This is a genomic window from Nocardia sp. bgisy134, assembly GCF_057708325.1.
This window is the reverse complement of the sequence record NZ_JBYIRW010000032.1, coordinates 1-26,644: the sequence shown is the minus strand read 5'-3', so window position 1 is coordinate 26,644 and position 26,644 is coordinate 1. Positions and strand designations below refer to the sequence as shown.

General features: G+C 67.4%; 21 protein-coding genes and 3 tRNA genes. 12 read left to right on the top strand and 12 right to left on the bottom strand.

Going from position 1 to position 26,644, the window contains the following annotated elements:
- Positions 1-71 precede the first annotated feature (71 nt).
- Together AC3ERS_RS34930 and AC3ERS_RS34925 are read left to right on the top strand one after the other, a co-directional pair.
- Positions 72-1,385: a cryptochrome/photolyase family protein gene (locus AC3ERS_RS34930; protein ID WP_431972433.1), complete on the top strand. Its 1,314-nt coding sequence runs from the start codon at positions 72-74 to the stop codon at positions 1,383-1,385.
- Positions 1,386-1,462: 77 nt separating this feature from the next.
- Positions 1,463-2,629 (top strand): DUF1444 domain-containing protein, encoded by a 1,167-nt coding sequence (locus AC3ERS_RS34925; RefSeq protein ID WP_431972432.1) that lies wholly within the window; start codon positions 1,463-1,465, stop codon positions 2,627-2,629.
- 49 nt (positions 2,630-2,678) lie between these two features.
- Here the strand turns inward: AC3ERS_RS34925 and AC3ERS_RS34920 are convergent.
- Together AC3ERS_RS34920 and AC3ERS_RS34915 are read right to left on the bottom strand one after the other, a co-directional pair.
- A tRNA-Ala gene (locus tag AC3ERS_RS34920) sits at positions 2,679-2,751 on the bottom strand.
- Between the two features lie 46 nt (positions 2,752-2,797).
- Positions 2,798-2,905, bottom strand: coding sequence for a DLW-39 family protein (locus AC3ERS_RS34915; RefSeq protein ID WP_357407440.1), 108 nt, complete (start codon positions 2,903-2,905; stop codon positions 2,798-2,800).
- Between the two features lie 227 nt (positions 2,906-3,132).
- Between AC3ERS_RS34915 and AC3ERS_RS34910 the strand changes: the two genes are divergently transcribed.
- Genes AC3ERS_RS34910 through AC3ERS_RS34895 form a run of 4 tightly spaced genes read left to right on the top strand, consistent with a single transcriptional unit; the run spans position 3,133 to position 5,544 of the window.
- The gene (locus AC3ERS_RS34910; RefSeq protein ID WP_431972431.1) at positions 3,133-3,753 is read left to right on the top strand and encodes a YbaB/EbfC family nucleoid-associated protein; all 621 of its coding nucleotides are present in this window, start codon (positions 3,133-3,135) and stop codon (positions 3,751-3,753) included.
- Entirely contained in the window at positions 3,741-4,100 is a 360-nt protein-coding gene (locus AC3ERS_RS34905) for a WXG100 family type VII secretion target (protein WP_431972430.1), read from the top strand. Before AC3ERS_RS34910 ends, AC3ERS_RS34905 begins: the two co-directional genes overlap by 13 nt.
- On the top strand, positions 4,097-4,951 hold the full coding sequence (locus AC3ERS_RS34900; RefSeq protein ID WP_431972429.1) for a hypothetical protein: 855 nt from the start codon (positions 4,097-4,099) through the stop codon (positions 4,949-4,951). The genes AC3ERS_RS34905 and AC3ERS_RS34900 overlap by 4 nt, the downstream gene beginning before the upstream one ends.
- Before the next feature lie 20 nt (positions 4,952-4,971).
- Positions 4,972-5,544: a hypothetical protein gene (locus AC3ERS_RS34895; protein ID WP_431972428.1), complete on the top strand. Its 573-nt coding sequence runs from the start codon at positions 4,972-4,974 to the stop codon at positions 5,542-5,544.
- A gap of 192 nt (positions 5,545-5,736) precedes the next feature.
- Here the strand turns inward: AC3ERS_RS34895 and AC3ERS_RS34890 are convergent.
- From AC3ERS_RS34890 to dnaA, 10 genes are all read right to left on the bottom strand, one after another.
- A tRNA-Ala gene (locus AC3ERS_RS34890) sits at positions 5,737-5,809 on the bottom strand.
- Positions 5,810-5,864: 55 nt separating this feature from the next.
- Positions 5,865-5,938, bottom strand: a tRNA-Ile gene (locus tag AC3ERS_RS34885).
- A 307-nt stretch (positions 5,939-6,245) separates the two neighbouring features.
- On the bottom strand, positions 6,246-7,364 hold the full coding sequence (locus AC3ERS_RS34880) for a DUF3566 domain-containing protein (protein WP_431972427.1): 1,119 nt from the start codon (positions 7,362-7,364) through the stop codon (positions 6,246-6,248).
- A 39-nt stretch (positions 7,365-7,403) separates the two neighbouring features.
- Positions 7,404-9,917, bottom strand: a complete 2,514-nt coding sequence (gene gyrA / locus AC3ERS_RS34875; RefSeq protein WP_431972425.1) for a DNA gyrase subunit A — start codon at positions 9,915-9,917, stop codon at positions 7,404-7,406.
- Positions 9,918-9,972: 55 nt separating this feature from the next.
- Positions 9,973-12,018, bottom strand: coding sequence for a DNA topoisomerase (ATP-hydrolyzing) subunit B (gene gyrB / locus AC3ERS_RS34870; protein WP_431972424.1), 2,046 nt, complete (start codon positions 12,016-12,018; stop codon positions 9,973-9,975).
- Between the two features lie 299 nt (positions 12,019-12,317).
- Complete coding sequence (locus tag AC3ERS_RS34865; RefSeq protein ID WP_431972423.1) at positions 12,318-13,226, bottom strand: alpha/beta fold hydrolase; 909 nt, start codon at positions 13,224-13,226, stop codon at positions 12,318-12,320.
- 192 nt (positions 13,227-13,418) lie between these two features.
- Positions 13,419-13,982: a DUF721 family protein gene (locus tag AC3ERS_RS34860; protein WP_431972422.1), complete on the bottom strand. Its 564-nt coding sequence runs from the start codon at positions 13,980-13,982 to the stop codon at positions 13,419-13,421.
- Between the two features lie 374 nt (positions 13,983-14,356).
- Positions 14,357-15,538, bottom strand: coding sequence for a DNA replication/repair protein RecF (gene recF / locus AC3ERS_RS34855; protein ID WP_431972421.1), 1,182 nt, complete (start codon positions 15,536-15,538; stop codon positions 14,357-14,359).
- 54 nt (positions 15,539-15,592) lie between these two features.
- Positions 15,593-16,768, bottom strand: a complete 1,176-nt coding sequence (gene dnaN / locus AC3ERS_RS34850; RefSeq protein ID WP_431972420.1) for a DNA polymerase III subunit beta — start codon at positions 16,766-16,768, stop codon at positions 15,593-15,595.
- A gap of 844 nt (positions 16,769-17,612) precedes the next feature.
- Positions 17,613-19,646, bottom strand: a complete 2,034-nt coding sequence (gene dnaA, locus AC3ERS_RS34845) for a chromosomal replication initiator protein DnaA (protein WP_431972419.1) — start codon at positions 19,644-19,646, stop codon at positions 17,613-17,615.
- A 607-nt stretch (positions 19,647-20,253) separates the two neighbouring features.
- Here dnaA and rpmH point away from each other — a divergent pair.
- From rpmH to rsmG, 6 genes are all read left to right on the top strand, one after another.
- Positions 20,254-20,397 (top strand): 50S ribosomal protein L34, encoded by a 144-nt coding sequence (gene rpmH, locus AC3ERS_RS34840; RefSeq protein WP_005516618.1) that lies wholly within the window; start codon positions 20,254-20,256, stop codon positions 20,395-20,397.
- 21 nt (positions 20,398-20,418) lie between these two features.
- A complete protein-coding gene (gene rnpA / locus AC3ERS_RS34835; protein ID WP_431972418.1) occupies positions 20,419-20,892 on the top strand; it encodes a ribonuclease P protein component in 474 nt (157 codons plus the stop codon).
- The gene (gene yidD, locus AC3ERS_RS34830; RefSeq protein WP_431972417.1) at positions 20,889-21,242 is read left to right on the top strand and encodes a membrane protein insertion efficiency factor YidD; all 354 of its coding nucleotides are present in this window, start codon (positions 20,889-20,891) and stop codon (positions 21,240-21,242) included. The genes rnpA and yidD overlap by 4 nt, the downstream gene beginning before the upstream one ends.
- Before the next feature lie 4 nt (positions 21,243-21,246).
- On the top strand, positions 21,247-22,335 hold the full coding sequence (yidC, locus tag AC3ERS_RS34825) for a membrane protein insertase YidC (protein ID WP_431972416.1): 1,089 nt from the start codon (positions 21,247-21,249) through the stop codon (positions 22,333-22,335).
- 123 nt (positions 22,336-22,458) lie between these two features.
- Positions 22,459-22,965 (top strand): Jag family protein, encoded by a 507-nt coding sequence (locus tag AC3ERS_RS34820; protein ID WP_431972454.1) that lies wholly within the window; start codon positions 22,459-22,461, stop codon positions 22,963-22,965.
- A gap of 172 nt (positions 22,966-23,137) precedes the next feature.
- The gene (gene rsmG / locus AC3ERS_RS34815) at positions 23,138-23,926 is read left to right on the top strand and encodes a 16S rRNA (guanine(527)-N(7))-methyltransferase RsmG (RefSeq protein ID WP_431972415.1); all 789 of its coding nucleotides are present in this window, start codon (positions 23,138-23,140) and stop codon (positions 23,924-23,926) included.
- Positions 23,927-26,644 lie beyond the last annotated feature (2,718 nt).

Here is a 26,644-nt window from a genome sequence, read left to right as displayed (position 1 = left end):
TGCGGCAGAGCCGCCCGTGCCGGCGCGGCGCGTCCCTCGTGGGGCCCGCGGCGGCGGTGCGGAGGCGGCCGATGACCACCACGGTGGCGCTGTTCACCCGCGACCTGCGAGTGCACGACAATCCGGTGCTCACGGCGGCGCACCGGGAAGGCGACGCGGTGGTTCCGCTGTTCGTCGTCGATCGCGACCTGGTGCCGGATCACTGCCCGCCCAACCGTGCTCACTTCCTCGCCGCCGCACTGGCCGAACTCGACGACGAACTGCGCGCCATCGGCGGACGGCTGGTGCTGCGCCGCGGCGACGTCGTGGACGAGGTCGACCGGCTCGTCGCCGAAATCGGCGCGGCGAGCGTGCATCTCGCCGAGGACGTGAGCCGGTACAGCCGCGCGCGCGAACAAGCGTTACGAGACCGACTGCGGCGCGGCGACTGTCGGGTGCACGCGCACGCCGCCACGGTCACGGCGACCGACCCCGAGCTGCTGACGCCGTCGACCGGCCGCGATCACTTCGCGGTCTTCACCCCCTACTTCCGGCGCTGGACGGAAACACATCAGCGCAAGCCGCTCGGCACACCGCGCGCCCTCACCCTGCCGCGGATCTCCGGTGACGCGCTGCCCGATCCCGGCGACCTGAGCTCGGGCGAGCCGTCACCGCAGCTGACCGTGGGCGGCGAGACCACGGGCCGAAAACTGCTCCGCGACTGGCTGTCCGGCCCGCTCGCCGGGTACGCGCGGCACAGCGACGATCTGGCCGCCGATGCCACCTCCCGGCTCTCGCCTTACCTGCACTTCGGCTGCCTCTCCCCCACCGAGGTGGTGCGCCGAGTCGACATGTCGACCGAGGGCGGGCACGCCTTCGCCAGGCAGCTGGCCTGGCGCGATTTCCATCACCAACTCCTCGCCGCCCGGCCCGACGCCGCCTGGCACGACTATCGCGCGCGACCGATCCGCTGGCGCGACGATCCGGAGGCGGTGGACGCGTGGCGAGAAGGACGCACCGGCTACCCGATCGTCGACGCGAGCATGCGGCAACTGCGCGCCGAAGGCTGGATGCCGGGCCGAGCGCGACTGATCGCGGCCAGCTTCCTCACCAAATCCCTTCGGGTGCACTGGCGCATCGGCGCGGACCATTTTCTGCACTGGCTCGTCGACGCCGATCTCGCCAACAACCAGCTCAACTGGCAGTGGGTGGCGGGCACCGGCACCGACACCAGGCCGAACCGAGTACTGAACCCGCTGCGCCAAGCCAAACGCTACGACCCCGAAGGGGATTACGTCCGGCGTTGGATCCCGGAACTCGCGCACCTCGATGGCCCGATGATCCACACGCCGTGGCGCGCGGACGCCGACTATCCCGCACCGATCATCGACTGCGTCGGCATGTGACGGCCGATGAACACGCCGTACTGCGACTGTCGGTATCGGCGATTACGTTTGGCCGAGTGGATAATTCACGACAGCCAATGCGGAGCGAGTTCGCCGCTCTCGTGCGCCGACACCTCGACGATCTCGGCATCGAGGGCGCGAAGTATCAGCCCGGGGAGTTCTGCTTCGAACTGCCCGACGGCCTGGTCATCAACCTGCACAACATCTTCCGCGACACCGCCGAGACGACGCCGGAGGACCGTTCGGAGCGCGTCACGCGATTCCTCAGGGCGCTGACCGCCGACGACGAGGTGCCCACGGATTGGGAATCGGTCCGGCCCATGATCTTTCCGGCGCTGCGCCCGTCCACTTACGGAGGGCTCGGTTTTCGGCCGCTCTCCCGGCCTGCCTTTCCCTTCGTCGACGAACTGATCGTGATCGACCTGCCCGACAGGCGCGTGATCGTCACGAACGATCACGTGAAGAGCTGGGGCATCACCCCCTACGAAGTGTTCGACGCCGCGCGCGAGAACCTCGCCGAAAAGGCGCCCGCCCTCGAGCTGGAGGAGGGCGGCTACTCCCGCATCGTCGACACCGGCGACCTCTACGCGACCTCCTGGCTGTTGCTGCCCGGCTGGCTGTCCTCGCTGGGCGCCGAGGGTCGCCGCGCCGTCGCCTTCATCCCCGAGGACGAATGCCTCATCCTCGCGCTGGACGAACCCGAACTCCTCGCGCACCTCTTCGACGCCGCCGAGGAGCAGTACGTCGACGCGGTGCGGCGCCTCTCACCCCAGGCCTACACCACCAACGGGAACGGCGTGGTCGTCCCGTTCGACCTGGCGGGCCCGCACCCGCAGCTGCACGCCGCCCACCGGGCGCGCGGCGGTCTGGCCAGCACCGAGTACCACGCCCAGCAGGGCGAGCTCATCGAGGCGCTGGACGAGGAGGACGGCTTCGCCCCCTACGGCATCGACCCTGCCTATCCCTCCGAGCTCCACTTCGCGGCCGGCGACAGCGGTTCCTACACCATTGCTCCCTGGGCGGCCGAGGTCGAGACGCTGCTCCCCGAAGCCGACTACATCGATCTCTGCCTGACCGACGAGAACAACGAGATCGTCGAAACCCTCGCCATCCCCTTCGCCACCCTCGCGGAAGTCACCGAGCTCACCCCGGTCCCCACCTTGAACCCGCCCCGCTACCTGGCCAGAAACTGGCCCGACGCCCCCACCCTCGCGCGCCTGCGCGCCCTCGCGGTCGACCTCTAGCCGAAAACGGGAATCGGCGCGTGCTCACGGAAGCGCGCGCCGATATGCGTGGAGCCTAGGGGAATCGAACCCCTAACCCCTGCCTTGCAAAGGCAGTGCTCTGCCAATTGAGCTAAGGCCCCGTGCCCCGTAGCTGGGATGGAGTGAGCCCCGTGGCTGGAATGGATTTCAGCGAGTGGTGACCTCGTGCCACAAGTCCGCTTCGTCGCGCTTGCGCAGCTTGGTGATTCCGAAGAGAACCGCGACCACGACACCGACCGTGAGAAGAAGTTTCATGGTCCCCACCCTACTCGGCACACGGCCGGAACCGAATGCCGCGCGGGCGCGTCATAGACAACGAGCGAACACCTGTGCGCACAGAAGTCTTCGCTCCCGAGCCGCCGCGAAGCGCCACCGAAGGATCGGCCCTTTTCGTTCGGCCGCAAGGAAGTTCGTGATGGTAACGTCCGGCCCCGGCGCATCCGGGTATGCCGTGACGTCATGGGAGAGGGAAGGGGAGTCCGATGATCGGCGAGGATCTCGGCGACGCCGCCGAGAATTTGACCCGCTGGGCGGAGAATCTCGAGCGCAAAGCACAGAAATATCAGGATTTGCAGGGCCGGATGGCGGCACTGACGATCACCGAGTCCACCAGCGACAACCGGATCGGCGTGACGGTCGACAGCAATGGCGTGCCGACCGCGATCCACCTGGCAGCAAGCACCAGGGGTATGGATCCCGCCGCCGTTTCCTCGGCCATCATGTCGTGCCTGCGCAGCGCTCAGGCCAAGCTGCGCAGCAATGTCACGGCCCTCGTGCATGAGATGGTCGGCGATGACGGGCCCGGTGCGGGCATCATCGGACAGTACGCGCAGCGTTTCCCCGATCCCGAACCACAATCGCCGACGCCGCTTTCCTCTGCCCCGCAGGCGCCGAGCCACACGGCACCGCAGACGCCCACTTATCCGCCGCAGACGCCCAGCTACACGCCACAGCAGACACCCTCCGGATGGCCGTCGGCCGCGCCGCCGTCGGATGCGCCGCCGCGGCCCACAAGCCGGAAACCCGATCGAGACCAGATCGTCCGCCCGGATGAGCGCGACGAGGACGATGCGTACTACAACCGAAAGTCGTGGTTGATCTGACCATGGGAAATCCTGACGCCGTGTCGGTCGACCCCGAGGAAGTACGCAATCATGCGACCTCGCTCGAGACCCTGATGACGAGCTTGACCATGTCGCTGGAGGCCGCGAGCTATCTCGGGTCCGCTGATGACGGATTCGGTACCTATCCCCGGCCCCTCGTAAAAATGGTCTTCGATGACGATCAACGCGGCATGGTCGACGCGCTGCGCAAGCTCTCGGAGACTGTCGCTGCCCTACCGGACAACCTGAAGACGGTGGCAACAACGTTCGAAGACGTCGACGGAAAGATCGCGACGTCGCTCGCCGAACTGCAAGAGCAGATCCGCAACTCTAATGGGGCACGATGAGTTTCAACGACCAGCCGGTGCCCGAGAACGACCTGATCGACAAGGGCGTCGACCATCGCACTCAGTACTACCAGGAGGATGTCTCTTTCCTGTCGAACGTCGGCTTGGCGGGCGACGAAGAACTAGGCGGCATCGGGGTAACGAAAGGCACGTTGGCCGGGGATGCCTGGGACATCTACGGGAACATCCGGGCGGGCAACATTGGGGAGTCCGTCTTCGGCGCGGCCGGTGTCGGCGCGTCCATAGCAGAAGCGATCACCGATCCATTCGCATTCGTCGGCGGCCAGATCGCACGGTGGATGTTCGAGCACATCGAGCCGATGCGCCAAGCCCTCGAATCGCTGGCGGGTAATCCCACCATGGTCGAGGCGTACTCGACGTCCTGGTTCGAAATTTCCAAAGAACTGACCGGTATAGGTGAGGCGTGGAAGACGGGCCTCACAACGGACATCTCGACGTGGACCGGCAGCGCGGGCGACGCGTACCGCAACCGCGCCAACGAGCTCATCGACAAGATCAGCACGGCCGCCGGACTTGCGGCCGGCCTCTCCATGGATCTTGTGTCGAAGTGGGTCGACATCGCCCGCACTTTGGTGCGAGACATCCTGTCGAGCATGATCGGTGCGGCGATCGGATACACGATCGAACTCGCTGTGACCGCTGGTGCGGCGGCCGGACACGTCATCGCGTCGGCGCTTCGTCGTTTCGCCCGGGACAGCCTGGAGATCTCGGTCTACCTGAAAGATCTCGCGAAATCGTTCATGGACCTCAAAACGTACCGGGAGCCCGCAGCGAAGTTCATGGCGCATCTCATGGGCATGGACGAGGAACCGGAAGCACAACCCGCCTAGCTCATTGGATGGAGTCCCAGTTGTACAACGATTTTCCGAGCGAGCACCAGCGCGCAAGCGAACCGATCGAGCACGGTCCGTCTGCCATTGGACCGCAAGGCCTTCCGCTGAAGCACGGCACCGCGCACCACCCGATAGACGCATACCGATCGGAGGCGGGGCCGACAGGCATTCTGGTGGATACCGGGTACTACCGTTATTGGCTCCTGGGGCCCGCGTACGCCTCGGCGCGGCCCCATATCCTGGTGAACGGCATCGAAGTGCGCGAGACGAAATGGGGACTCACCCAGGTTCCGGTCGGTCCCGGCGTCCACCACCTCGAAGTCTTCACCGGCGGGCCCAATCGGTTCTGGTCGGGAAGGACCTGGTCCAAACGACAGCCCATCGGTTTCGCCGATGCAGCCGTACCGGTTCGGTCCGGTCAACAAACCACTGTCCACTACCGCTCACCTTCGCTGTATCTGTTCAAGGGCGCGATCGGCCCGGAACCGATGGAGTGCCCAGGGATGTGGTGGGTGTGGGTGAGCTGGGCGCTGATCGGTTCATTAGCGCTGATGATTCTCTACGGAGTGATAGCTGACTTGGTCAGCTGACGAGAGCTCGATCCGCCGCTACTACCGCAACGATGTGGACGACGCCATCCGAGGCCGAGAACAACAGCTGATAGCTGTTCCTCGGCCCGGAACGGGCGCGCCGATCGCGGCCCGAAAAAGCGGAGAGCGTGCGATTTTACGGCGGTTACCTCAGCCCGGAGCGCGATCACGCGACGCAACAAAGACGTGTTGTGGAGCCTAGGGGAATCGAACCCCTAACCCCTGCCTTGCAAAGGCAGTGCTCTGCCAATTGAGCTAAGGCCCCTTGCCTACGGGAAATGGCGTCGGACCGCCAGAATGGTCGTAGACCGGAATGGGAGTGGGCCTAGGAGGACTTGAACCTCCGACCTCTTCGTTATCAGCGAAGCGCTCTAACCGCCTGAGCTATAGGCCCGTGTGACATCGGTTCAGGGTCGTGTACTGGAACATACCAACCTGAACCCGCCGAGGAGAAAGGTTACCCGACGCCACCGGATTCAACCAAAACGGCTGGTAGCAGGCCTGGAGCGGGCAATTTCCAGCCGCCCGCGACAGCGGGGGCAACCGACTCGACAGGCCGATGCCTCGCCGCACACGGCAACGGCCGGTATCCACCCCGAAGGGCTGATACCGGCCGTTGCCGAGAACTTCCGCGGCTCGGGTGCCTCCGCCTTCGCTCCACTGTGCGCGGAGCTGTCGACGGAACTCGCCCGGCTGCGCGATTAGTCCGGGTCCGCGAGGGTGACCTGGATGCCGCCGACCAGATCGCAGCACTGGTTGTAGATGAACGTGCCCACCGTGCCGAGCGCGGTGAACAGCACCACGTTGATCAGCCCGATGACGCCGGCGTAGCCGAACACCGTGCCCGCATCGATCAGGCCCACCGAACCGCTGTCCTGGGACACCATGTCGGTGAAGGTGTTGTTCAGGCGCTCCCACACGCCCATACCCTCGAGCACGATGTAGAGCAGGCCGACGGCGAGCATCCACACGAAGAACAGCGCCACGCTGATCACCAGCGAGATCTTCAGCGTCGACCAGGGGTCGATGCGGCGGATCTGCACGGTGGCGCGCAGCGGCTCACCGGAGGTGGCGGCCGCGGCCATCGCGACCGGCGCCGCGGGCGAGATGTGCCCCTGCGGGGCCATGCCGACGGGTTCGGGGTGCGGTAGTGGGTGCCGGATCTCGGACAGGTCGGGCATGTCCTTGATGAGTTCCGGCCGCGCGATGCTGCGGGTGGGTCCGTCGATGCCGACCGATTTCACCATCGCCGCTTCCTTGCGCGCCGCCTTGGCCGCGAGGTCGGCCGTGGTGCGGGCATTGGTGGCGCCGCCGCCCAGGCCGACTGCCGCGCCGCCACCGGCGCCGTTGCCCATCCCGCCGCCACCGCCCGCGGCGGCCGCGCCGTTGCCCACCCCGCCACCGCCCGCGGGCGGCCTGCCCGCGACCGGCGCCTGACCGGGCCGATACAGGTTGGACTGCGGCTCGCGCTGGGGCAGCTGCGACCAGCCGTCCTTGTACTGCGCCTGACCGCCGCCCGGCCCCTTCTTCTCCGGGCCGTCGGGACCGCCGCCTGGTTCGGCGGACGGGCCCATCCGCACGGTCTCCTGGTCGAACCCTTCCTTCGCGCCGCCGGACTCCGGTGCACCCTGCTTCGGCGCGAAATCGCCTTGCTTGCCCGCATTCTGCTGCGGCTGGCCACCCTGCTGGCCACCGGCCGGCTGTCCGGATTCGGGCGCGCCCGGCCTGGGGATCGGCCGCGGCGGAATCGGGGACGGTGCGATCCGCTCGGTCACACCATTCGTGGGGTGCCCGTCATTCGGCTGATTCGGAGTGGTCAATGGGAATCCTTAGATCCGTTCGTTGCCGCCGCTGGAGGGTTACTGCTGAGAGGAACCGGAGTCGTCGCCACCGTCGACCTGATCGGGTTCGTCGGCGTTGCGCGCGATAGCAAGCAACGTATCGCCCTCGGCGAGGTTCATCAATCGCACGCCCTTGGTCTGTCGCCCCGCCTTGCGAACCTGCTTTGCCGCCGTCCGGATGACTCCACCGCCGGACGTGATCGCGTAGAGCTCATCCTCGTCGTCGACGATGAGCGCACCGACCAGAGTGCCACGCCGGGCGTCGAACTGGATAGTCAATACACCTTTACCGCCACGTCCCTGCGCGGTGTACTCCTCGATGGCGGTGCGCTTCGCGTAGCCGCCCGAGGTCGCGACCAGCAGATACGTTTCGGGCCGAACGACGTTGAGCGACAACAGCTCGTCGTCGGCGTTGAACCGCATGCCCTGCACGCCGGAGGTGGCGCGGCCCATCGGACGCAGCGCCTCGTCGGTGGCCGAGAAGCGGATCGACTGGCCCTGCGCCGAGACGAGCAGCAGGTCGTCGTCCGCCGAGCAGAGCACGGCGCCGACCAGCTCGTCCTCGTCGCGCAGGTTCACCGCGACGATGCCGCCGCTGCGGTTGGAATCGAAGTCCGACAGCCTCGATTTCTTCACGAGGCCATTCTTCGTGGCCAGCACCAGATACGGGGCGTCTTCGTAGGATTTGATCTGAATGATCTGGGCGATCTTCTCGTCCGGCTGGAAAGCCAGCAGGTTGGCCACGTGCTGACCGCGCGCGGTGCGGTTGGCCTCGGGCAGCTCGTACGCCTTGGCGCGGTAGACCCGGCCCTTGTTCGTGAAGAACAGCAGCCAGTCGTGCGTCGAGGTGACGAAGAAGTGCTTGACGATGTCGTCCTGCTTGAGACCCGCGCCCTGCACGCCCTTGCCGCCGCGCTTCTGCGAGCGGTAGAGATCGGTCTTGGTGCGCTTGGCGTAGCCGGTCTCGGTGATGGTGACGACCACGTCCTCGCGGGCGATCAGATCTTCGTCGGCCACGTCGCCGTCGGCCGCGATGATCCGGGTGCGCCGCTCGTCGCCGTACTTCTCGACGATCTCGGCCAGCTCGTCGCGCACGATCGCGCGCTGCCGCTCCGGCTTGTCGAGAATGTCCTTGTAGTCGGCGATTTCGCTCTCGATCTTGGCCAGATCGTCGACGATCTTCTGCCGCTCCAGCGCGGAGAGGCGCCGCAGCTGCATGTCGAGGATGGCGGTGGCCTGGATCTCGTCGATCTCGAGCAGCTGCATCAGGCCGGTGCGCGCGGTGTCGGTGTTGGCCGAACGCCGGATCAGCGCGATGACCTCGTCGAGCGCGTCGAGCGCCTTGACCAGGCCGCGCAGGATGTGGGCCCGCTCCTCGGCCTTGCGCAGCAAGTAGCGGGTACGCCGGACGATGACTTCCAACTGGTGATCGACGTAGAGCCGGATCATCTGGTCCAGGCGCAGTGTGCGCGGCACACCGTCGACGATCGACAGCATGTTGGCGCCGAAGCTGGTCTGCAGCTGGGTGTGCTTGTAGAGGTTGTTCAGCACCACCTTGGCGACGGCATCACGCTTGACCGTCACCACGATTCGCATGCCCGCGCGGTCGGAGGACTCGTCGTGGATATCCGAGATACCCGCGATCTTGCCGTCTTTCACCTGCTCGGCGATCGAGTTGATGAAGTTGTCGGTGTTGACCTGGTACGGCAGCTCGGTGATGACGATCGTGGTGCGACCGCGGTTGTCCTCTTCGATCTCCACCACACCGCGCATGCGGATCGAGCCGCGACCGGTCGTGTAGGCGTCGTTGATGCCCTGGTTGCCGACGATCAGGCCGTGCGTCGGGAAGTCCGGACCCTTGACCCGCTCCATGCACGCGGCGAGGGTGCTCTCCTCGTCCGCGTCGTGGTTCTCCAGCGCCCAGTAGATCGCCTCGGCGAGCTCGTTGAGGTTGTGCGGCGGAATGTTGGTCGCCATGCCGACCGCGATGCCGTTGGAGCCGTTCATCAACAGGTTCGGCACCCGGCTGGGGAGAACCACCGGCTCCTGCGAACGACCGTCGTAGTTCGGCGTGAAATCGACCGTTTCGTGGTCGATTTCCCGCAGCAGCTCCATCGCGAGCGGCGTCAGGCGGCACTCGGTGTACCGCATGGCGGCCGCGCCGTCGTTGCCGCGCGAGCCGAAGTTGCCCTGGCCGTCGACCAGCGGGTAGCGCAACGACCACGGCTGGGCCATGCGGACCAGGGTGTCGTAGATCGAGGCGTCACCGTGCGGGTGGTAGTTACCCATGGTCTCGGCGACCGGACGCGCGGACTTCACGTAGCCGCGGTCGGGACGGTAGCCGTTGTCGTACATCGCGTAGAGCACGCGGCGGTGCACCGGCTTGAGGCCGTCGCGCACATCGGGCAGCGCGCGGCCCACGATCACGCTCATCGCGTAATCGATGTAGCTGCTCTGCATTTCGTTCTGGATGTCGACCGGCTCGATCCGGTCGCCTGCACCACCGTTCGGGGGCAGCGTTGTCTCAGTCATGCGGTCTCCTTAGCGGGGCGTGAAAAGGCTGAATGGCAGCGGGTTCTCACGCCGGCTACACGTCGAGGAAGCGAACGTCCTTGGCATTGCGGGTGATGAAGCTGCGACGCGCCTCGACGTCCTCGCCCATCAGGACGGAGAACAGCTCGTCGGCCGCGGCCGCGTCATCGAGCGTCACTTGACGAAGCACCCGCACCGCGGGGTCCATCGTGGTCTCCCACAGCTCCTTGGCGTTCATCTCGCCGAGACCCTTGTAGCGCTGGACGCCGTCGTCCTTGTTGATCTTCTTGCCCGCCGCGAGGCCCGCCTCGAGCAGACCGTCGCGCTCCCGGTCGGAGTAGGCGAACTCCGGATCACTGCGCTGCCACTTGAGCTTGTAGAGCGGCGGCTGGGCCAGGTAGACGTGTCCGTGCTCGACCAGCGGCCGCATGAAGCGGAACAGCAGGGTCAGCAGCAGGGTCGAGATGTGCTGGCCGTCCACGTCGGCGTCGGCCATCAGCACGATCTTGTGATAGCGCAGCTTGGCGATGTCGAACTCGTCGTGGATGCCGGTGCCGAAGGCGGTGATGATCGACTGGACCTCGTTGTTCTTGAGGACCCGGTCGATGCGCGCCTTCTCGACGTTGATGATCTTGCCGCGCAGCGGGAGGATCGCCTGGTACATCGAGTCGCGGCCGGACTTGGCCGAGCCACCGGCGGAGTCGCCCTCGACGATGTAGATCTCGGACTTGCTCGGGTCCTTCGAGCGGCAGTCGGCCAGCTTGCCGGGCAGACCGCCCAGATCGGTGGCGGACTTGCGGCGGACCAGCTCGCGCGCCTTGCGGGCCGCGACGCGCGCCTGCGCCGAGGAGACCGCCTTCTGCACGATGGTCTTCGCGTCGGCCGGGTTGGCCTCGAACCAGTGCGCGAGGTGCTCGTTGCAGGTGCGCTGCACGAACGACTTGACCTCGGTGTTGCCGAGCTTGGTCTTGGTCTGGCCCTCGAACTGCGGGTCGGAGATCTTCACGCTCACGATCGCGGCGAGGCCCTCGCGGATGTCGTCGCCGGTGAGGTTGCCGTCCTTCTCCTTGAGCAGCTTCTTGTCCTTCGCGTACTTGTTCACCACCGTGGTGAGCGCGGCGCGGAAGCCCTCCTCGTGGGTGCCGCCCTCGTGGGTGTTGATGGTGTTGGCGAAGGTGTGCACGGACTCGGAGTAACCCGAGTTCCACTGCATGGCGACCTCGAGCTCGTGGCCGGTGCCCTTGCCGGTGAAGGCGACCACCGAGTTGTGGATCGGCTGCTTGGTCCGGTTGAGGTGCTTGACGAAGTCCTCGAGCCCGCCCGGGTAGTGGTAGGTGCGGACCTTGACCTTCGGCTCCGCGGCGACGGGCGCGTTCTCGTCGAGGTGCTTGGGCGCCTCGGCGGTGTCGCTGACGACTTCGTCGGTGATCTCGTTCTCGGAGACCCGCTGGTCGGTGAGGGTGATGGTGAGCCCCTTGTTCAGGAACGCCATCTCCTGCAGACGCCGCGCGACCGTCTCGAAATTGAAGGTCGTGGTCTCGAAGATCTCCGGATCCGGCCAGAACCGGATGGTGGTTCCGGTGCGCTTGGTCGCCTCGCCCTGCATCAGTTTGCCGGGCTTGGAGTCCTTGTACTCCTGGGTCCAGTGGTAACCGTCGTGGTCGACCTCGGCCTCGAGCCGACTGGACAGCGCGTTCACCACCGAGATGCCGACGCCGTGCAGACCACCCGACACCGCGTAGGCGTCGGAGTCGAACTTGCCGCCCGCGTGCAGCTGGGTCATGACCACCTCGATGGTGGGGATGCCCTGCGCGTGCATGCCGGTCGGGATGCCGCGGCCGTCGTCGACCACCTCGACGCCGCCGTCGGCGAGCAGGCTCACCTCGACCTTGGTCGCGTAGCCCGCCATCGCCTCGTCGACGGAGTTGTCGACCACTTCCCAGATCAGGTGGTGCAGGCCGCGCTCACCGGTAGAGCCGATGTACATGCCGGGGCGTTTGCGCACCGCCTCGAGTCCCTCGAGGACGGTGATGGAGGAGGCACCGTAATCCTGCTTGCCCGATGTCGCCTTGGTCGAATCGTTGGAGTCCTTGGCAGCCACTGGTCGGTAGCTCTCCTTACTTGCTGACCCCGACGCAGCGATCGCCACAGCGCAAGCGGGGCCCGGGTCTTGACAGGTCGAGATTCACGGGCCCACGCGGGGGCTGCGCGGAACGCGCCGAAGGTTCGCCGCTAGTTACGCCACCATCCTACTGGTAGACCCGCGCCACAATGCACCTACGACACCCCTGACGGCTTCATGGCTGCGAGAAATCGACCGACGACGAGTCGGGTCTTCCTCGCGACCGTTTCAGGGACTCTCAGATGTGCTCAGCACGCCGAGCCGAGCGCTCGCCGCGATCATCGGGAGACCGCGACCCGATCGACGAACTCGGCGGTGCGCGCGGCGAGGGCATCGGGATGCGAGATCGGCGACCAGTGCCTGGCCTCGATCTCGGTGCGGGTCAGGTCCGCCACCCACCGGTCGGCCTCGGCGTGCACCACCGGGCGCACCGCCCTGTCGCCGGTGGAGACGATCAGCTGCACCGGGACCGGCACCGGGCGCGGGCGCGGATTGCGCAGGTGCGCATGGATATTCGCACGGTAGAGCTTGAGGTTGTTGATCATGTCGGCGCGCAACGTCGGCGCGGTCTGTACCAGTGCGGGGTCGAGGCCGTCGAAGAAAGCGAGGAAGCGCGGCCAGCGACCGGACAGTGCGCGCAGCGCCGGATCGGGCAAGCCCGGGATCTGGAAGGCGACGGTGTAGGCCGAGGCGATGCCCTGCGCGAGCGATCCACGCAGCCGGGCCGCCGAGAACGGGCCGCGCAGGTACGCGCCGAGAAAGTCGAGGTTGGGACCGGAGACCGAGCTGAACGACGCGATCCGGTCGCCCGCCGCGGGGTCGCTGACGAGTTCCCAGCCGATCACCGAACCCCAGTCGTGCCCGAGCACGTGCACACGCTGCCCGGGCGCCACCGCGTCTACGACGGCGCGCACGTCGGCGGCCAGTTCCTCGATCCGATAAGCCTGGACCTCGGTGGGCACCGTGCTGTCGCCCGCGCCGCGATTGTCGAACGCGATGACCCGGTAGCGGTCGGCCAGCTCGGCGGCAACGCGATTCCACAGGATGTGAGTATCCGGCCAGCCGTGCACGAGCAGGATCGGCGTTCCCTCGGGATCGCCGCATTCGAACACCGCGAGTTCGACGTCGCCGCGGCGAACGGTCGTGTTGGCCGTGGCGGGGAACGGGCCCGCGGTGCTGATCGTCATCGATCCGTCTCCTGTGCGCGTTGTCGATCCGATGCAGGGCATGGGCGCAGCATCGGGCGTTCCACGTGAAGGCCGCAGGTCCCGAGGCGGGGACTGTGGAGATACCTGTGGATATGCGGATAAACGTAACACCGGGTATCGGATAATTGCCAGAGCGGATTCGGCACTCGACGGCCGAGCCCTGGCGGGCGATCAGCCGTACGTGTCGCGCGGACCGCGACCTTTGATGTGCCGCTCGCCCTTGCGCCAGCTGGGCGCGGCGGGGCCGGAGATCTTCAGCTGGGTCACCACACCGTGGCCGACGGCGGCGTTGATCTTCGCCAGGATCTGGCTCTGGAGCATGCGCAGCTGGGTCGCCCACGCGGTGGACTCGGCGGCGATGCTCAACACACCGTCCTTGAGCGCGATCGGGGTGGCATGCGAGGCGATGTCCTCGCCAACGACACCCGCCCAGCGGCCCAAAACCGTGCCCTCGGCGACCTTGCCGTCCCAGCCGCGGCCCTTGGCGATGCGGGTGGCGAGATGAGACAACAGCTGGGGATCGCGGTCGTCGGGGCGCGCGCCGGACCAGCCCGTGCGCCTGCGCGCGCCGGTACGCAGCTTCCGCACCGGCGAGGCCCTGCCCTGCCCGACCGACTTCCCGCTGGCCTTGGCCGCGGCCCGCGCCTCTTCGAGCGCGCGCCTGGCCAGGTCGATGCCGCGCAACTGCGGCTCACCGCCGGGCTGCTGAGCGCCCTGTTCGGGCTGATCAGTCATCGTCCCGCTCCGTTCGACCGCCTGGTTTGTCCCCAGATCTTGCTCTGTTGTCCCCAACCGCAGGCCGGTCGGGTTCGACGCCGAAACGCCCGGTCAGCGCACCGACCGTCGCGGGGTCGAACGCCTGTTCGTGGCGTTTTCCGGAGGTGCGGCGCAGTGCGGCCGCGATCGCCGAACGATTCCGCACCACTGTGGGAGAACACCTTTCGGCGAGGTTCTCCACAGGCGCTGGGGATGAATCGACAGTCCCGTCCCGACCCCGGTGCAGGGCAACTGTACGGGAGCCCGCCGACGAACCGTCGCACGCGTCGCCGCTCGCCCCGCGTCGGTGTTCCCCCTCTGTGCACAACCCGCGGACTTCCCTGTGGACAGCTTCAGGCGAATCCCGGTGCGGGCTCGACGATGCGTGAGGTGCGGTGCGTCGATTCCCCGGTGGTTTCCACCCGGAGCGGAACCGCGGCCAGTTCTTCTGGCACGTCCTCGGGCACTGCGGCGGTGATCAGTACCTGTTCGGCGCCCGCCGCGACCTCGGCGAGCGCGGTGCGCCGCCGCCGGTCGAGTTCCGCGAAGACGTCGTCGAGCAGCAGCACCGGTTCGGCTCCGGTCGAGCGGAGCAGGTCGAACGCGCCGAGGCGAAGGGCGAGAGCGAAGGACCAGGACTCGCCGTGGCTGGCGAAGCCCTTGGCAGGGGCGTCGCCGAGAACCAACTCGAGATCGTCGCGGTGCGGGCCCACCAGGCAGACACCGCGCTCCAATTCCTTGGACCGCGCCGCGGCGAGCTCCCGCAGCACGATCTCCTCCAGCGCCGCCGTGTCGCCTGCCTGCGGCTCCCGTGCGGGATCGAGGAACTCCGGCGGCAGATAGGCGCTGCGGTAACCGATTGCGGCGGGCCGGGATTCGGGCGCGATCGACCGATAGGCATGGGCGAGATGGGGATACAGGTCGTGCACCAGCCGTAACCGCTCGGCCAGCAGCACCGAGGCGTGCTCGGCCAGGTGCCCGTCCCACACGTCGAGGGTGCTCAGGTCGGCCCGCGATCTCGCTTGCCGCCCAGCGGTTTTCAACAGGGCGGAGCGCTGGCGCAGCACGCGGTCGTAGTCCGCGCGAACGCCGGCCAACCTGGGAAGCCGGGCTGTGCACAACTCGTCGAGGAATCTGCGGCGCTCCCCCGGGTCGCCGCGCACCAGCGCCAGATCCTCCGGCGCGAACAGCACGGTCTGCAGAATGCCGAGTATCTCCCTCGGTCTGCGCACCGGCGATCGGTTGATCTGCGCGCGATTGGCCGCGCCCTGGTTGAGCTCCACGTCAACGCGCAGCTCACGACCGGTGTTGACCACCGTGGCGCCGATCCGCGCTCGCTGCGCGCCCATCCGGATCAGTGGCGCGTCGGCGGCCACCCGGTGCGAGCCCAGGGTGGCCAGATAGCCGATCGCCTCGAGCAGGTTGGTCTTGCCGTTGCCGTTCGATCCCAAGAAAACCGTTCGGCCTGGGGATAATTCGAGTTCCGCGTGCTCCCAGGAGCGGAAGTCGCGCAGCGACAGCGCTCGGATGAACATTCGCTACACCGCCCCGGTCACCACGGGCGACGGCACCGGATCACGCACAGATGCTCAGCCCGGGAGCCGGACCGGCATCAGCAGGTAGATGTAGGAGCTGGCCAGCGCGGCGAAGGACCCGGAGTCGAGCACCGCGGGCTCCTCCTCGCTCGCCGGAAGCAGCACCGCGGGACGGCTGGGGGTGGTGAACCCGAAGGTGACCCGGTCGGAATGCAGCGCGGACAGGCCGTCCACCAGGTAGCCCGGGTTGAAGGCGATGGTCAGCGCTTCGCCGCGGAAATCGGCGGGCAGCCATTCCTCGGCGCGACCCGCGTCGTCGCCGCCTGCCGAGAGCAACAGGCCCTCGCTGGAGAACTCCAGACGCACCTGTGCACCGCGCTCGGCGACCAGGGCGACGCGCTTGATGGCCTCGGTCAGCGCCGCCACTTCCAAGGTGGCGATGGACGTGTGCTCCTTGGGGAGCAACTGACGGAACTTGGGGAATTCCGCGTCGAGCAGCCGGGTGGTGGTGCGGCGGCCCGCGTTGACGATACCGAGCAGACCGTCCGAGCCCGCGCCGGTGCCCAGCGAGAGCTGCACGGGGGCGTCGGAGGGGCCGAGCGTCTTGGCGGCCTCGGACAGCGTGCGCGCCGGGATGAGCACCGAGGTCTCGATATCGGTGCGGGCGGGCTGCCATTCGATGTGGCGCACGGCGAGCCGGAAGCGGTCGGTGGCCGCGAGAACGACCTGGGGACCCTCGATCTCGACGCGGATACCGGTGAGCATCGGCAGGGTGTCGTCACGGCCCGCCGCGACGGCGACCTGGCCGACGGCCTCGGAGAAGACGTCCACACTCAGTTCACCGGTCTGCTGCGGCACTTCGGGGAGCTGGGGATAGTCCTCGACGGGCATGGTGGGCAGCGAGAACTTGGCGCTGCCACAGGAGATCAGCACGCGGGTGCCGTCGACCGAGACGTCCACCGGCTTGTTGGACAGCGCCTTGGTGATGTCGGCGAGCAGGCGGCCGGAAACCAGGACCTCGCCGGGACCGGCGACCTCGGCCGCGACGCGCATCTGCGCGGAGACCTCGTAGTCGAATCCCGAGACGGTCAGTCCGTCCTCGCTCGCGACCAGCAGCACGCCACCCAGCACCGGCACCGGAGGCCGGGACGGCAGGCTGCGCGCGACCCAGGCGACGGACTCGGCGAAATCCTCTCGAGCGACCCGAAACTTCATGCTCGCAAGCTCCATCGCCCGATCTGTCCTCTCCCGGTTCCGTGATCCGTGTATTGCGTCCGTCCGAACACTGTTGGCTCGGACAGCGTGCTGGCTCGACAGCGTGTGGTTCTCGTCAGGGGGTGCTGGATCGGCCGCACCAGCAGTCTGGCACAGGCGACCGACTTAAAACCGTACCCGCGTGTGGCGCGGCTACCTAGTCCGACCCTCGATTCGCGCTCGCGTGTCCGGAGCGGATGTCTCTGTGTGCGACGGACCTGTCCCCTCTTCTCCTTGCCTGTGCAGACGAGTGGCTCCCGACCGGACGTTGCTCGACCGACTTTCCACACACCCTGTTTTGAAGAGAGATCTATAAGAAGAAGAACTGAAGTAGTAGTAGGCACTGTGGAATCTGTGGACTGAGCCCGTTTGCGCTGGTCCGGGGGTGTGGTGCCGTGGGGATGGCCGTCGGGTGACTCGAGGATGAATTCGAGGCGTCTGTGGAGGTTCGAAAACTGTCCCCCGTTCATCCTCGAGCCGTCCTCGAGTTGTTCCACCGGATTCACCCTGTTGTTCACACGTGTGCACCATTCGGTGGACAGCTCGAGGAATCCTCGAGGACTCCACACGGACTCCTCGAGGATTCCACAAGCCCTCGACCGAGACGAGGCTGGTCAGAGCCTGTGGGCAGATATCGATGGGGATGATGTTGATATCCGGCTGTGAGTGAAGGCCGACGGACCCATCCCCAGTCCTGTGCACCAACCGGTGGACAAACCGGTGGATTCCTCGAGGACTCCACAAGGATTCCTCGAGGAATCCACAACGCACAAAAAAGCACCGCCCCTGGTCAGAGGCGGTGCAGGGTTGTGGAGAACGCTCAGCGCGAGCGCTGTTTGATTCGGGCTGTGAGTTCCTGGACCTGGTCGTAGACGCGGCGCCGTTCGGTCATCTCCTTGCGAACTTTCTTCTCCGCGTACATGACCGTGGTGTGGTCGCGGCCGAACGCCTGGCCGATCTTGGGGAGCGATAGGTCGGTGAGCTCGCGGCACAGGTACATGGCGATCTGTCTGGCCTGCGCCAGCGGCCTCGCCTTGCCGGGGCCGGTCAGCTCCTCCAGCGTGGTGTTGAAGTACTCCGCGGTCACGGCCATGATCGTCGCCGCGTTGATCTCCAGCGCGGCGGTGTCGGGCATCAGATCCCGCAGCACCACTTCGGCCAGGGGCAGATCCAGTGGCTGACCGTTGAGCGAGGCGAACGCGGTGACCCGGATCAGCGCGCCTTCGAGCTCGCGGATGTTGCGTTCCACCCGGCTGGCGATCAGTTCCAGCACGTCGTGCGGCACGTCGAGCCGATCCATCCGCGCCTTCTTGCGCAGAATGGCGATGCGGGTCTCCAGTTCCGGCGGTTGCACGTCGGTGATCAGGCCCCACTCGAACCGGGTCCGCAGCCGCTCCTCGAGGGTGGCCAGCTGCTTGGGCGGACGGTCGGAGGAGACCACGATCTGCTTGTTGGCGTTGTGCAGCGTGTTGAAGGTGTGGAAGAACTCCTCCTGGATGCCTTCCTTGCCCTCGATGAACTGGATGTCGTCGACCAGCAGGATGTCGGTCTCGCGGTAGCGGCGCTTGAACGCCACCTTGCGGTCGTCGCGCAGGCTGTTGATGAAGTCGTTGGTGAACTCTTCGGTCGACACGTACTTCACCCGCATGCCGGGAAACAGCCGCTGGGCGTAATGACCCGCCGCATGCAGCAGGTGCGTCTTGCCGAGGCCGGAAGCGCCCCAGACGAACAGCGGGTTGTAGGCCCGGGCGGGCGCCTCGGCGATGGCCACCGCCGCGGCGTGCGCGAAGCGGTTCGAGGCGCCGATGACGAAGGTCTCGAAGGTGTACTTCGCGTTCAGGCTGGCCGACGAGTTCGCAGGCGCGGGGCTCTCCTGGCTCTTGGCGAAGTACGTCGGCCAGTTGTTGCGCACGTTGACGACCGGTTCGTCGTCGGGCTGCTCGGTGCGCAGCCCTTCGCCGGGTTCGCGGACCGATTCGTGCGCGGCGGGCGCGGCCTCGCGCAACGGCATCCGGGCGGGCCCGCGCATCGGTGCGGGACCCGGCTCGGGCGTGAACAGGGACTCCTGTCCCGGCGGAGTCGAATCCCGCCGCGAACCCATCCCCTGCCGCGGCCCGGTCGACACCTCGGGGACCTGCGCGCCGGGCTCGGCCGGGCCCGGGTAGTCGCCCGCGATCGGCGAGCGGTAGGCCGAGGTCGGATAGTCGTCGGCCGGGTAGTCCGTGCTCGGCGGGTACTCGGGCGCCGGGGTGTATTCGGCCGCGGGGTTGTATTCGGAAGCTGTGCTGTACTCGGGTGCGTACTCGGCGGCGGGCGCGTAGTCCGGAGCCTGGGGATAGTCGGACGAGTACTCCGGCGCGGGCGCGTAGTCCGACTGCTGGGCGTACCTCGGGGCGGGGTAGTCGGTGCGGCTCGGCGGATCGGCCGGGAAACCGATGGGGCCGCGCTGCGTCTCCCTCGGGCGCTGCGCTTCCCGGTTTCGGTGGGCCGTCTCCCTGCTTCGCTCGGGGCGGCTGGTCATCCTGGCGTGCCGGGGATTGGCGGCGGAACGATCGGCGCTCGATGTGGCGGGCGCCGCGATGCGCACGCCGAGGCCCTCGACCTGGGGACCGAGGCGGCGGGCGAGCGAGCGGAGGATGGGTTCGCGCAGGTCGCGTTCGATGGCCTCCTGGGCCAGCGACGAGGGCACCGAGAGCAGGGCGAAGCCCTGGGCCACGGTGATCGGCTTGACGAGTTTGAGCCAGGCCTGCTGTGCTCGGGTCACCGCCGCGATGGAGCCGTCGTCGGAACCGGTGGTGAGCTCGGCAATCACCTCGGGCCACACGGTGGCCAACACGTTCTGCTCGTCGTCCATGCAGTTTCCTCCCCGGATGTAGGTCGATAGGAGCAGACGGCCGGGGTACGCGAGCAGGTTCGAGAATGGGCTATCCTGTGATCCCGCGTACGTCCGTAGCCGTGTGGACGCTGCTCGGATTCCCCCGTACCAAGGCAGCGGCGCTGGCGCCGTCGGCCTACGAATATGCCACTCCAGGGGTCTTTCCACACAATTATCCACAGATGTGGAAAACCCTGGGGAAATGTCGAACGGGCTCGGAGTTCGCGGAGATCGCGCCCCGACCTGGGGTTCTGTAGCAACCGCCTGGCAACACGTCGCTCATGGCGCCCTTCGGGACGCCTAGGGGTGTGGACGAAGTCACGAAGACGCCCGGGCGCGTCGCGCACCGGAGCCCTCGATTCGGCCTCGGGGGCCGAGTTTGACCCGTCTCCAGCGGATCAGTACCCTCGTACAGTCACCCCTTGGTGCGGTGGCGGTCCTGTGCTGACCGTGTTTGGTCGTTGAACGACCGTGTGCGCCAGGACCGACGCGCGCCGATGATGACATCGCGATTCATCGCGCACATACGTATCACCGACAAGCTTCGGGCGCCGAAGGGCGCCCACCAACTCGAGGAGTGTTGACCGTGGCCAAGGGCAAGCGGACGTTCCAGCCGAACAACCGTCGTCGGGCGCGGGTTCACGGCTTCCGCCTCCGGATGCGCACCCGTGCGGGTCGCGCCATCGTTTCGGCGCGTCGCCGCAAGGGCCGCGCCGAACTCACTGCCTGATCCTCGCTCTCGGACGCTCGGGTGTTGCCTGAGCCGTATCGGTTGCATCATCGTGCCGACTTCTCCCGGACGGTGCGCCGCGGCCAGCGAATCGGGAGGCGAGATCTGGTCGTACACGCGCTCGTGCACGGGTATGACGGAGTTGTGGGCGCTGATGAACGACACGGTTCTCCGGTAGCAACCGGAGCGATCGTTCGTGTCGGCGGGCCGAGGTTCGGATTGATTGTCAGCAAGGCGGTGGGCTCCGCGGTGGTTCGGCACCGGGTGGCCCGCCGCCTGCGTCATATGTGCGCCAAGGTGATCAGCGAACTGCCTGCGGACGCCGACATCGTGATCCGGGCACTGCCCGGCGCCGCGAACGCGGAATCCGACGAACTGCTGCGGCAGTTGCGCAGCGGATTGCGCAAACTCGGTGTCGCACAGGCCCCCGGCCGGACCGACGGACGGGCTCGACCCGTCGCCGCCGTGCCCGCGGACGCGGACGTTTCGTCGTGAAGTTCGCCGCCACCCTGGCCCGGCTGCCCGCTCGTACGCTGATCTTCCTGATCGAGCTCTACCGGACTTATGTCTCCCCCACACGGATGCCGGTGTGCCGCTTCACCCCGACGTGTAGCGAGTACGCGGTCACCGCGTTGCGTACCAGAGGGCTGTTCGTCGGCCTCGTATTGACGGTCGTGCGATTGGCCAAATGCGCGCCCTGGCACCCTGGTGGGTGGGATCCCGTTCCCGAGCGCAAGCAGCGCACACGGAACGAGGCTGCGGCCGACGCCCCGACGTCGGCGCCACACGCTTGTAAAGGATCGCCGCGCGCGGCGATCGGCGACACGAACGACGGGAGTGCATAGAGCCGTGCTCGACTTCATCTACTACCCGGTGTCCTGGATCTTGTGGTTCTGGCACCGTGCTTTCGCGGCGATCCCTGGCCTGGGCAAGGACAGCGGCCTGGCCTGGGCGCTTGGGGTGGTGTTCCTGGTCTTCACGCTGCGCATCGTGCTCTACAAGCCGTTCGTGAAGCAGGTGCGAACCACCAAACAGATGCAGGAATTGCAGCCCCAGATCAAGGAGCTGCAGAAGAAATACAAGAACGACCGCCAGAAGATGGCGGTGGAGATGCAGAAGCTCCAGAAGGAGCACGGCTTCAACCCGCTGATGGGCTGTCTGCCGATCCTGGCGCAGGTGCCGGTCTTCCTCGGTCTGTTCCACGTCCTGCGTTCGTTCAACCGCACCGGGCACGGGTTCGGTCAGCTGGGCATGACGCCCGAGGAGAACGCGAACACCGCGAACTACGTCTTCAACGCGGCCGACGTCCAGTCCTTCCTGAGCGCCCGCATCTTCGGCGCGCCGATCTCGGCGTTCATCACCACCCCGGCCAACGAACTCCTCGCCTTCGCCGACTACGGCGGCGTTCCGAGCCGGGTGAGCATCGCCCTGGTCGCCATCCCGCTGATGGTGATCGCCGGTCTGGCGACCCACTTCAACGCCCGCGCCTCGGTCGCGCGGCAGACCCCGGAGGCCGCCGCCAACCCGCAGGCGGCGATGATGAACAAGCTGGCGCTCTGGGTCTTCCCGCTCGGCGTTCTCGTCGGTGGTCCGTTCCTGCCGATCGCCATCCTGATCTACTGGGTCTCCAACAACATCTGGACCTACGGCCAGCAGCACCTCGTCTTCGGCCGGATGGCCAAAGAAGAAGAGGCCAAGAAGCAGGCCAAGCTCGAGCAGCGCGCGCAGAACGCGCCGAAGCCCGGCGCCAAGCCGGTGAGCACGAAGAAGAAGCCGGCGGCGGCCGCGACCGCCGCCGACGCAGAGCCGTCCGATGCGGAACCGTCGTCGAACGGCACCCCGAAGTCCGCGGCAGGCAAGGCCCCCGGACAGCGCAGGCCCGGTGGGCAGAAGCGCTCCGGCACCCGGGGCCGGCCGAACCAGAAGCGTCGCCGCTGACCGCCGAGCAACCCTTGATCGCGCTACTGCCCGGCGCCGAGCGCCCGGCGCGCGCGATGGACAGATGAAGGAATCCAAATGACTGTTGAAACCGACGGAGGGGACGCCACCGTGGCAACGACGATGGTGAACGCCGGAGCGGATGCCGGCGACGTGGCGAGCGATGCCGAGGAAGCCCTGATCGAAGAGGGCGAGATCGCGGGCGACTATTTGGAACAGCTGCTCGACGTGCTCGACTTCGACGGTGACATCGACCTGGACGTCGAAGGCGACCGGGCCGTCGTGAGCATCGATGGCGGACGCGACCTGTCGAAGTTGGTCGGCCGCAACGGTGAGGTCCTCGACGCGCTCCAGGAGCTGACCCGCCTCGCGGTGCAGCAGGCCACCGGCGTGCGCAGCCGCCTGATGCTGGACGTCGCGGGCTGGCGCGCCAAGCGCCGCTCCGAGCTCAGCGCGCTCGGCACCGCCGCCGCCAAGCGGGTGCTGGAATCCGGTGAGCCGGAATCGCTCACGCCGATGACGCCGTTCGAGCGCAAGATCGTGCACGACGCCGTCGCGGCGATCGATGGAGTCAGCAGCGAGAGCGAGGGCGTGGAGCCCAACCGCTTCGTGGTGGTCGTTCCGGGCTGATCGCCGGGCCTATCCGGTGGACGGCGCGTTTCGTCACGCTGACGATTGATGATTGGATTGGCCTCTGGTCTTCGGACCGGGGGCCTTCTCCATGCCGGGGCGTCGCGGCCTCTCGGTCGCTCGCGCAACCCCGCCCCTATCGTGCAATGTGGTCGACCTCGAGCTCGGAAGGATGTTTCACGTGGAACGACAAATCGGTGGAAGCGCCGCGCTGCCGACCGAGCTGGAGCCGCCCGCGGCGGCCGCCACGGTCTTCGGTGATCGGCTCGACATCGCCCGCCGGTACTGCGCCGCCCTCGCGACCGCCGGTGTCGAGCGTGGTCTCATCGGCCCTCGCGAGGTGCCACGGCTCTGGGATCGGCACATCCTCAATTGCGCGGTCGTCGCCGAACTCATGCCCGAGGGGGCGACCGTCGTCGACATCGGTAGTGGCGCGGGTCTCCCCGGGATCCCCTTGGCCATCGTCCGCCCGGACCTCCGCATCACCTTGGTCGAGCCGTTGCTGCGCCGCACCGTTTTCCTGAGCGAGTTCATCGAAGCGGCCGGACTGGACATCACCGTCGTCCGCGGCCGCGCCGAACAATCCGGCGTGATGAAAGAAGCGGGCGGCGCCGACATCGTCACCTCCCGCGCCGTAGCGCCCCTCGCCAAACTCGCCCAGTGGTCCCTCCCCCTCCTCCGCGACCACGGCCGCATGCTCGCCCTGAAGGGCGTCAGCGCGGCCGAAGAACTGGAGCGCGACGGTGAGTCGCTCACCCGCGCAGGCGCGGGGAAGTTCGAGGTCCTCGAATGCGGAGTCGGCGTGCTGGAAACGCCGACGTTGGTGATCAGCGCGGAACGCCTGCCGCGGGCGGAACGCGCGCCCCGGCGGCGTACGGAGAAGGAGGGGGCCCGCCGCGCGGGCGGTCGAGCCGAGGGCGGGGTGCTGCGCCGGGGTGTGGAGCGGCGTCGGTCGAAGTAGGTGGTTCCTTCTCGTCCGTGTGTGCCAGGTCCGTCGGGGCCGACGGGGCGAGCTGACCGCCCGTCTTGATCGCTGACCGTCGTTGGCTTCGAACTGATTGGGCCGTACGGCCCGTCCGCTTCCGGTCGTCGACTCGTTCGCTTCTCGCAGTCGCTGGATTGATTCGATGAGACGCACGGTCGGTCTGGTCTCCTGGTAAGGAATCTGGGAAGTGCGCGGCGCGATGGTGGGCATTCGTCGAGTGGCGAGTGCCTCACGCCCGTTTACATGGTTACCGCGTGGGGCTGTGCGGCTTTCGCGCGCACAATCGAAGGGCAGCCATCGTGGGTATAGATGTTGCCGAGCGCCAAGCGATTTCGCGCGAACGGTTCCGGCGGCGATCAGATCGGCGGGCACCCTGGTATGCGTGAGGCCGGTCGCGAAGCCGACCGCTGCGACCCGGCGGTCATCGAGTCCGCGTAGGCACGCTGAGCGTTCCTCGTGGGGCTGTCGGCTAGCTGGTGCAGTCGCGGTCGCGGTGATGTGTGGACTACTTCCCGCTATGGGGATGTACGGACGCCCAGCTGTCTGCTGGGTGGAACATTGCCATGCGGCGTCTAAAACTTTCGCCATTGCGTCTCTGGTGGTCGAGTGCGTGACATCTGGTACCCAGCGAAGTGGGCACGCTGGCCGAATCCGCATCGTTTCGACTTGGTGCGACGAGTGATCGAGTCTGGCCCTGTCAGTTGCGCGCGCGGCGTCTGGGCGGTTGGACGGTTGGACGCGTGGCGTCCAGTCGGTTGCCCAGGTGGCGTGTGGCGGTCGCTGTGTGGTGGAGCGAACGGTGGTGCGTCTCGATGTGGATGGGCATGCACACGTACGAGTTCGGTGCGCCGTGGCGGCCGCGCTGGTCACGTGGCGGCGCGGTGGGGTCCGTCCCGCCGAGGTGTGCCGTGCGCCGATACGGGTGGCTGTGCCGTGGGCGCTGTGGCCGCGTGGGAGCCGGGCAGGCGGGTGGGTCGAGAGAGGTACCGACGCGAGCGGTCTGCTGTCGGTCGGTCATGCGAAAGCAAGTTGTCGGTGTGGCAGCGCGGCGGTGTGTGGGTCCCCGTCGGACAGGTCGGGGGTGCGCACCGAATCACGCGCGATGCCGAGCGCGTCCGCGAGTCGCAACGGGAATTCCGCGCTGGGCGTGGAGGCGATGAGCACCGTCGCGGCCAGATTGACGTCACCGGCCTTGGCGACCGCCGCGCGGGCGGGCTCCAGCGACCTCGAGGAGACGGTCCGACGCTCGGCCTGCCACCGACGGCCGGGCGGGCGATGGACGACTGGCGACTGGCGACTGGCAGTCTCCGGTGGGCGGCGGCCTCTCGCCGGACGGGGCGACGGTTGCGCGGCAGGCGGGGTCGACGGCCGCGCGAGCGACGGGCAGCGGGCGACCGACGGCGATGGGCGACGGCAGTTGCCCCTGTGGCGCGGGCGATGGACGATGGCGGCGACCAACGCCCCGATCACCTTGCGCAGCACCCCGCCTCGCTTGCGCCGGGGCGGCGGTCGCGGAGGACGGGGCGGCGCGACGTACGCGGGCCCGCGCGACGGCCACACCGGCCCGAGCGACCGCGCCAGCAGTCTCCGGCGGGCGGCGGCCTCTTTGCCGAGCGGGGCGACAGTGGTGGGGGTGGACGGCTGGGTGAGCGACAGGCGAGCGACGACGGTAGGTGCCCGCAGACCAGGCGAAGGATGGCAGGCGACCGATGGCCGGGTGTGCGATAGACGATGGACGGCAGGCGCCCGCCGGCCAAGCGGCGGACGGCAGTCTCCTGCCGATGGCGGCCTTAGCGACAAGCGGCGACAGTGGCAGCGACGGCAGCCGCGCCGAACTATCGAGTAGTCGTGGGTTGGAGCCCGGCGCTAGTGGTTCTGCTGGCGGTACGTTCCGAGAACTCCTGCGGGAGCCATGTTCGATGTTTCACATGAAACAGGGCACCGTGTCGCAGACCGCAGAGCGAATCGCGCATGTCCAATGAGGTCTGGGCGGCGGCCTGTAGCGGACGGCGGCGTATGAACACAGGCGGCAACGGAAAGCAGCGGCGTACAACGGCAGCGGAGACAAACCATTGAGCAGCCCGGTGCGAGTGGTGTTGTGGGAAGCGCATTCCGTGGACTCGTGCGCGAGCCATGTCCGATGTTTCACATGAAACCAGCCGCCGAGCCGCCCACGGCAGAGCGGATCACGCCGACCTGTCCGGTGAAGTCTGGACGGCGTCTCGCCGTGAGTGCCCGTCAAGACAAGGATTGGATGACGCCGACGACGGACACGGTCGGAGGTCTGCTGTGATCCTCGGCCGAGGGCGGGCCGCGGACGCAAATGCCCATCCTCGAGGAGTTGGCGGCAACGCCCGACTCAGTCCGGGGCGTACGCGGCGTTGGCGGCAGACGAGGAGCGGCTGCGGGTTCCCGTGACAAATCGTCGGCCTGCGGGCTCCGTGAGATCCATGGCCGTGAATAGCGGAGACAGACCTCGGAGCGCGTGACCTACTCCCCTCCCCCATTGCCGCCGCACATGACTGATCGATTCGAGCGGCCGCGATCGCACGACGGCGCAGCATCATCAGCGGACGGGCAGCGGGTGGACCCTCCACCGCCGCTGCTTCACGTGAAACATCAGCTTCGATCACCCAGCGCATGGTGGCGCGCGAGCGAATGCGAGCGAGCCGCCGCCTGAGCCGCCGCCTGAGC

Excerpts from the sequence above, each read along its gene's own strand:
- AC3ERS_RS34865 (WP_431972423.1), bottom strand. The coding sequence starts at position 13,226 with ATGACGATCAGCACCGCGGGCCCGTTCCCCGCCACGGCCAACACGACC.
- AC3ERS_RS34820 (WP_431972454.1), top strand. The coding sequence starts at position 22,459 with ATGGTGAACGCCGGAGCGGATGCCGGCGACGTGGCGAGCGATGCCGAG.
- rsmG (WP_431972415.1), top strand. The coding sequence starts at position 23,138 with ATGTTTCACGTGGAACGACAAATCGGTGGAAGCGCCGCGCTGCCGACC.
- gyrA (WP_431972425.1), bottom strand. The coding sequence starts at position 9,917 with ATGACTGAGACAACGCTGCCCCCGAACGGTGGTGCAGGCGACCGGATC.
- AC3ERS_RS34930 (WP_431972433.1), top strand. The coding sequence starts at position 72 with ATGACCACCACGGTGGCGCTGTTCACCCGCGACCTGCGAGTGCACGAC.
- dnaA (WP_431972419.1), bottom strand. The coding sequence starts at position 19,646 with ATGGACGACGAGCAGAACGTGTTGGCCACCGTGTGGCCCGAGGTGATT.
- AC3ERS_RS34915 (WP_357407440.1), bottom strand. The coding sequence starts at position 2,905 with ATGAAACTTCTTCTCACGGTCGGTGTCGTGGTCGCGGTTCTCTTCGGA.
- AC3ERS_RS34925 (WP_431972432.1), top strand. The coding sequence starts at position 1,463 with ATGCGGAGCGAGTTCGCCGCTCTCGTGCGCCGACACCTCGACGATCTC.
- dnaN (WP_431972420.1), bottom strand. The coding sequence starts at position 16,768 with ATGGAGCTTGCGAGCATGAAGTTTCGGGTCGCTCGAGAGGATTTCGCC.
- AC3ERS_RS34860 (WP_431972422.1), bottom strand. The coding sequence starts at position 13,982 with ATGACTGATCAGCCCGAACAGGGCGCTCAGCAGCCCGGCGGTGAGCCG.
- AC3ERS_RS34910 (WP_431972431.1), top strand. The coding sequence starts at position 3,133 with ATGATCGGCGAGGATCTCGGCGACGCCGCCGAGAATTTGACCCGCTGG.
- recF (WP_431972421.1), bottom strand. The coding sequence starts at position 15,538 with ATGTTCATCCGAGCGCTGTCGCTGCGCGACTTCCGCTCCTGGGAGCAC.
- AC3ERS_RS34900 (WP_431972429.1), top strand. The coding sequence starts at position 4,097 with ATGAGTTTCAACGACCAGCCGGTGCCCGAGAACGACCTGATCGACAAG.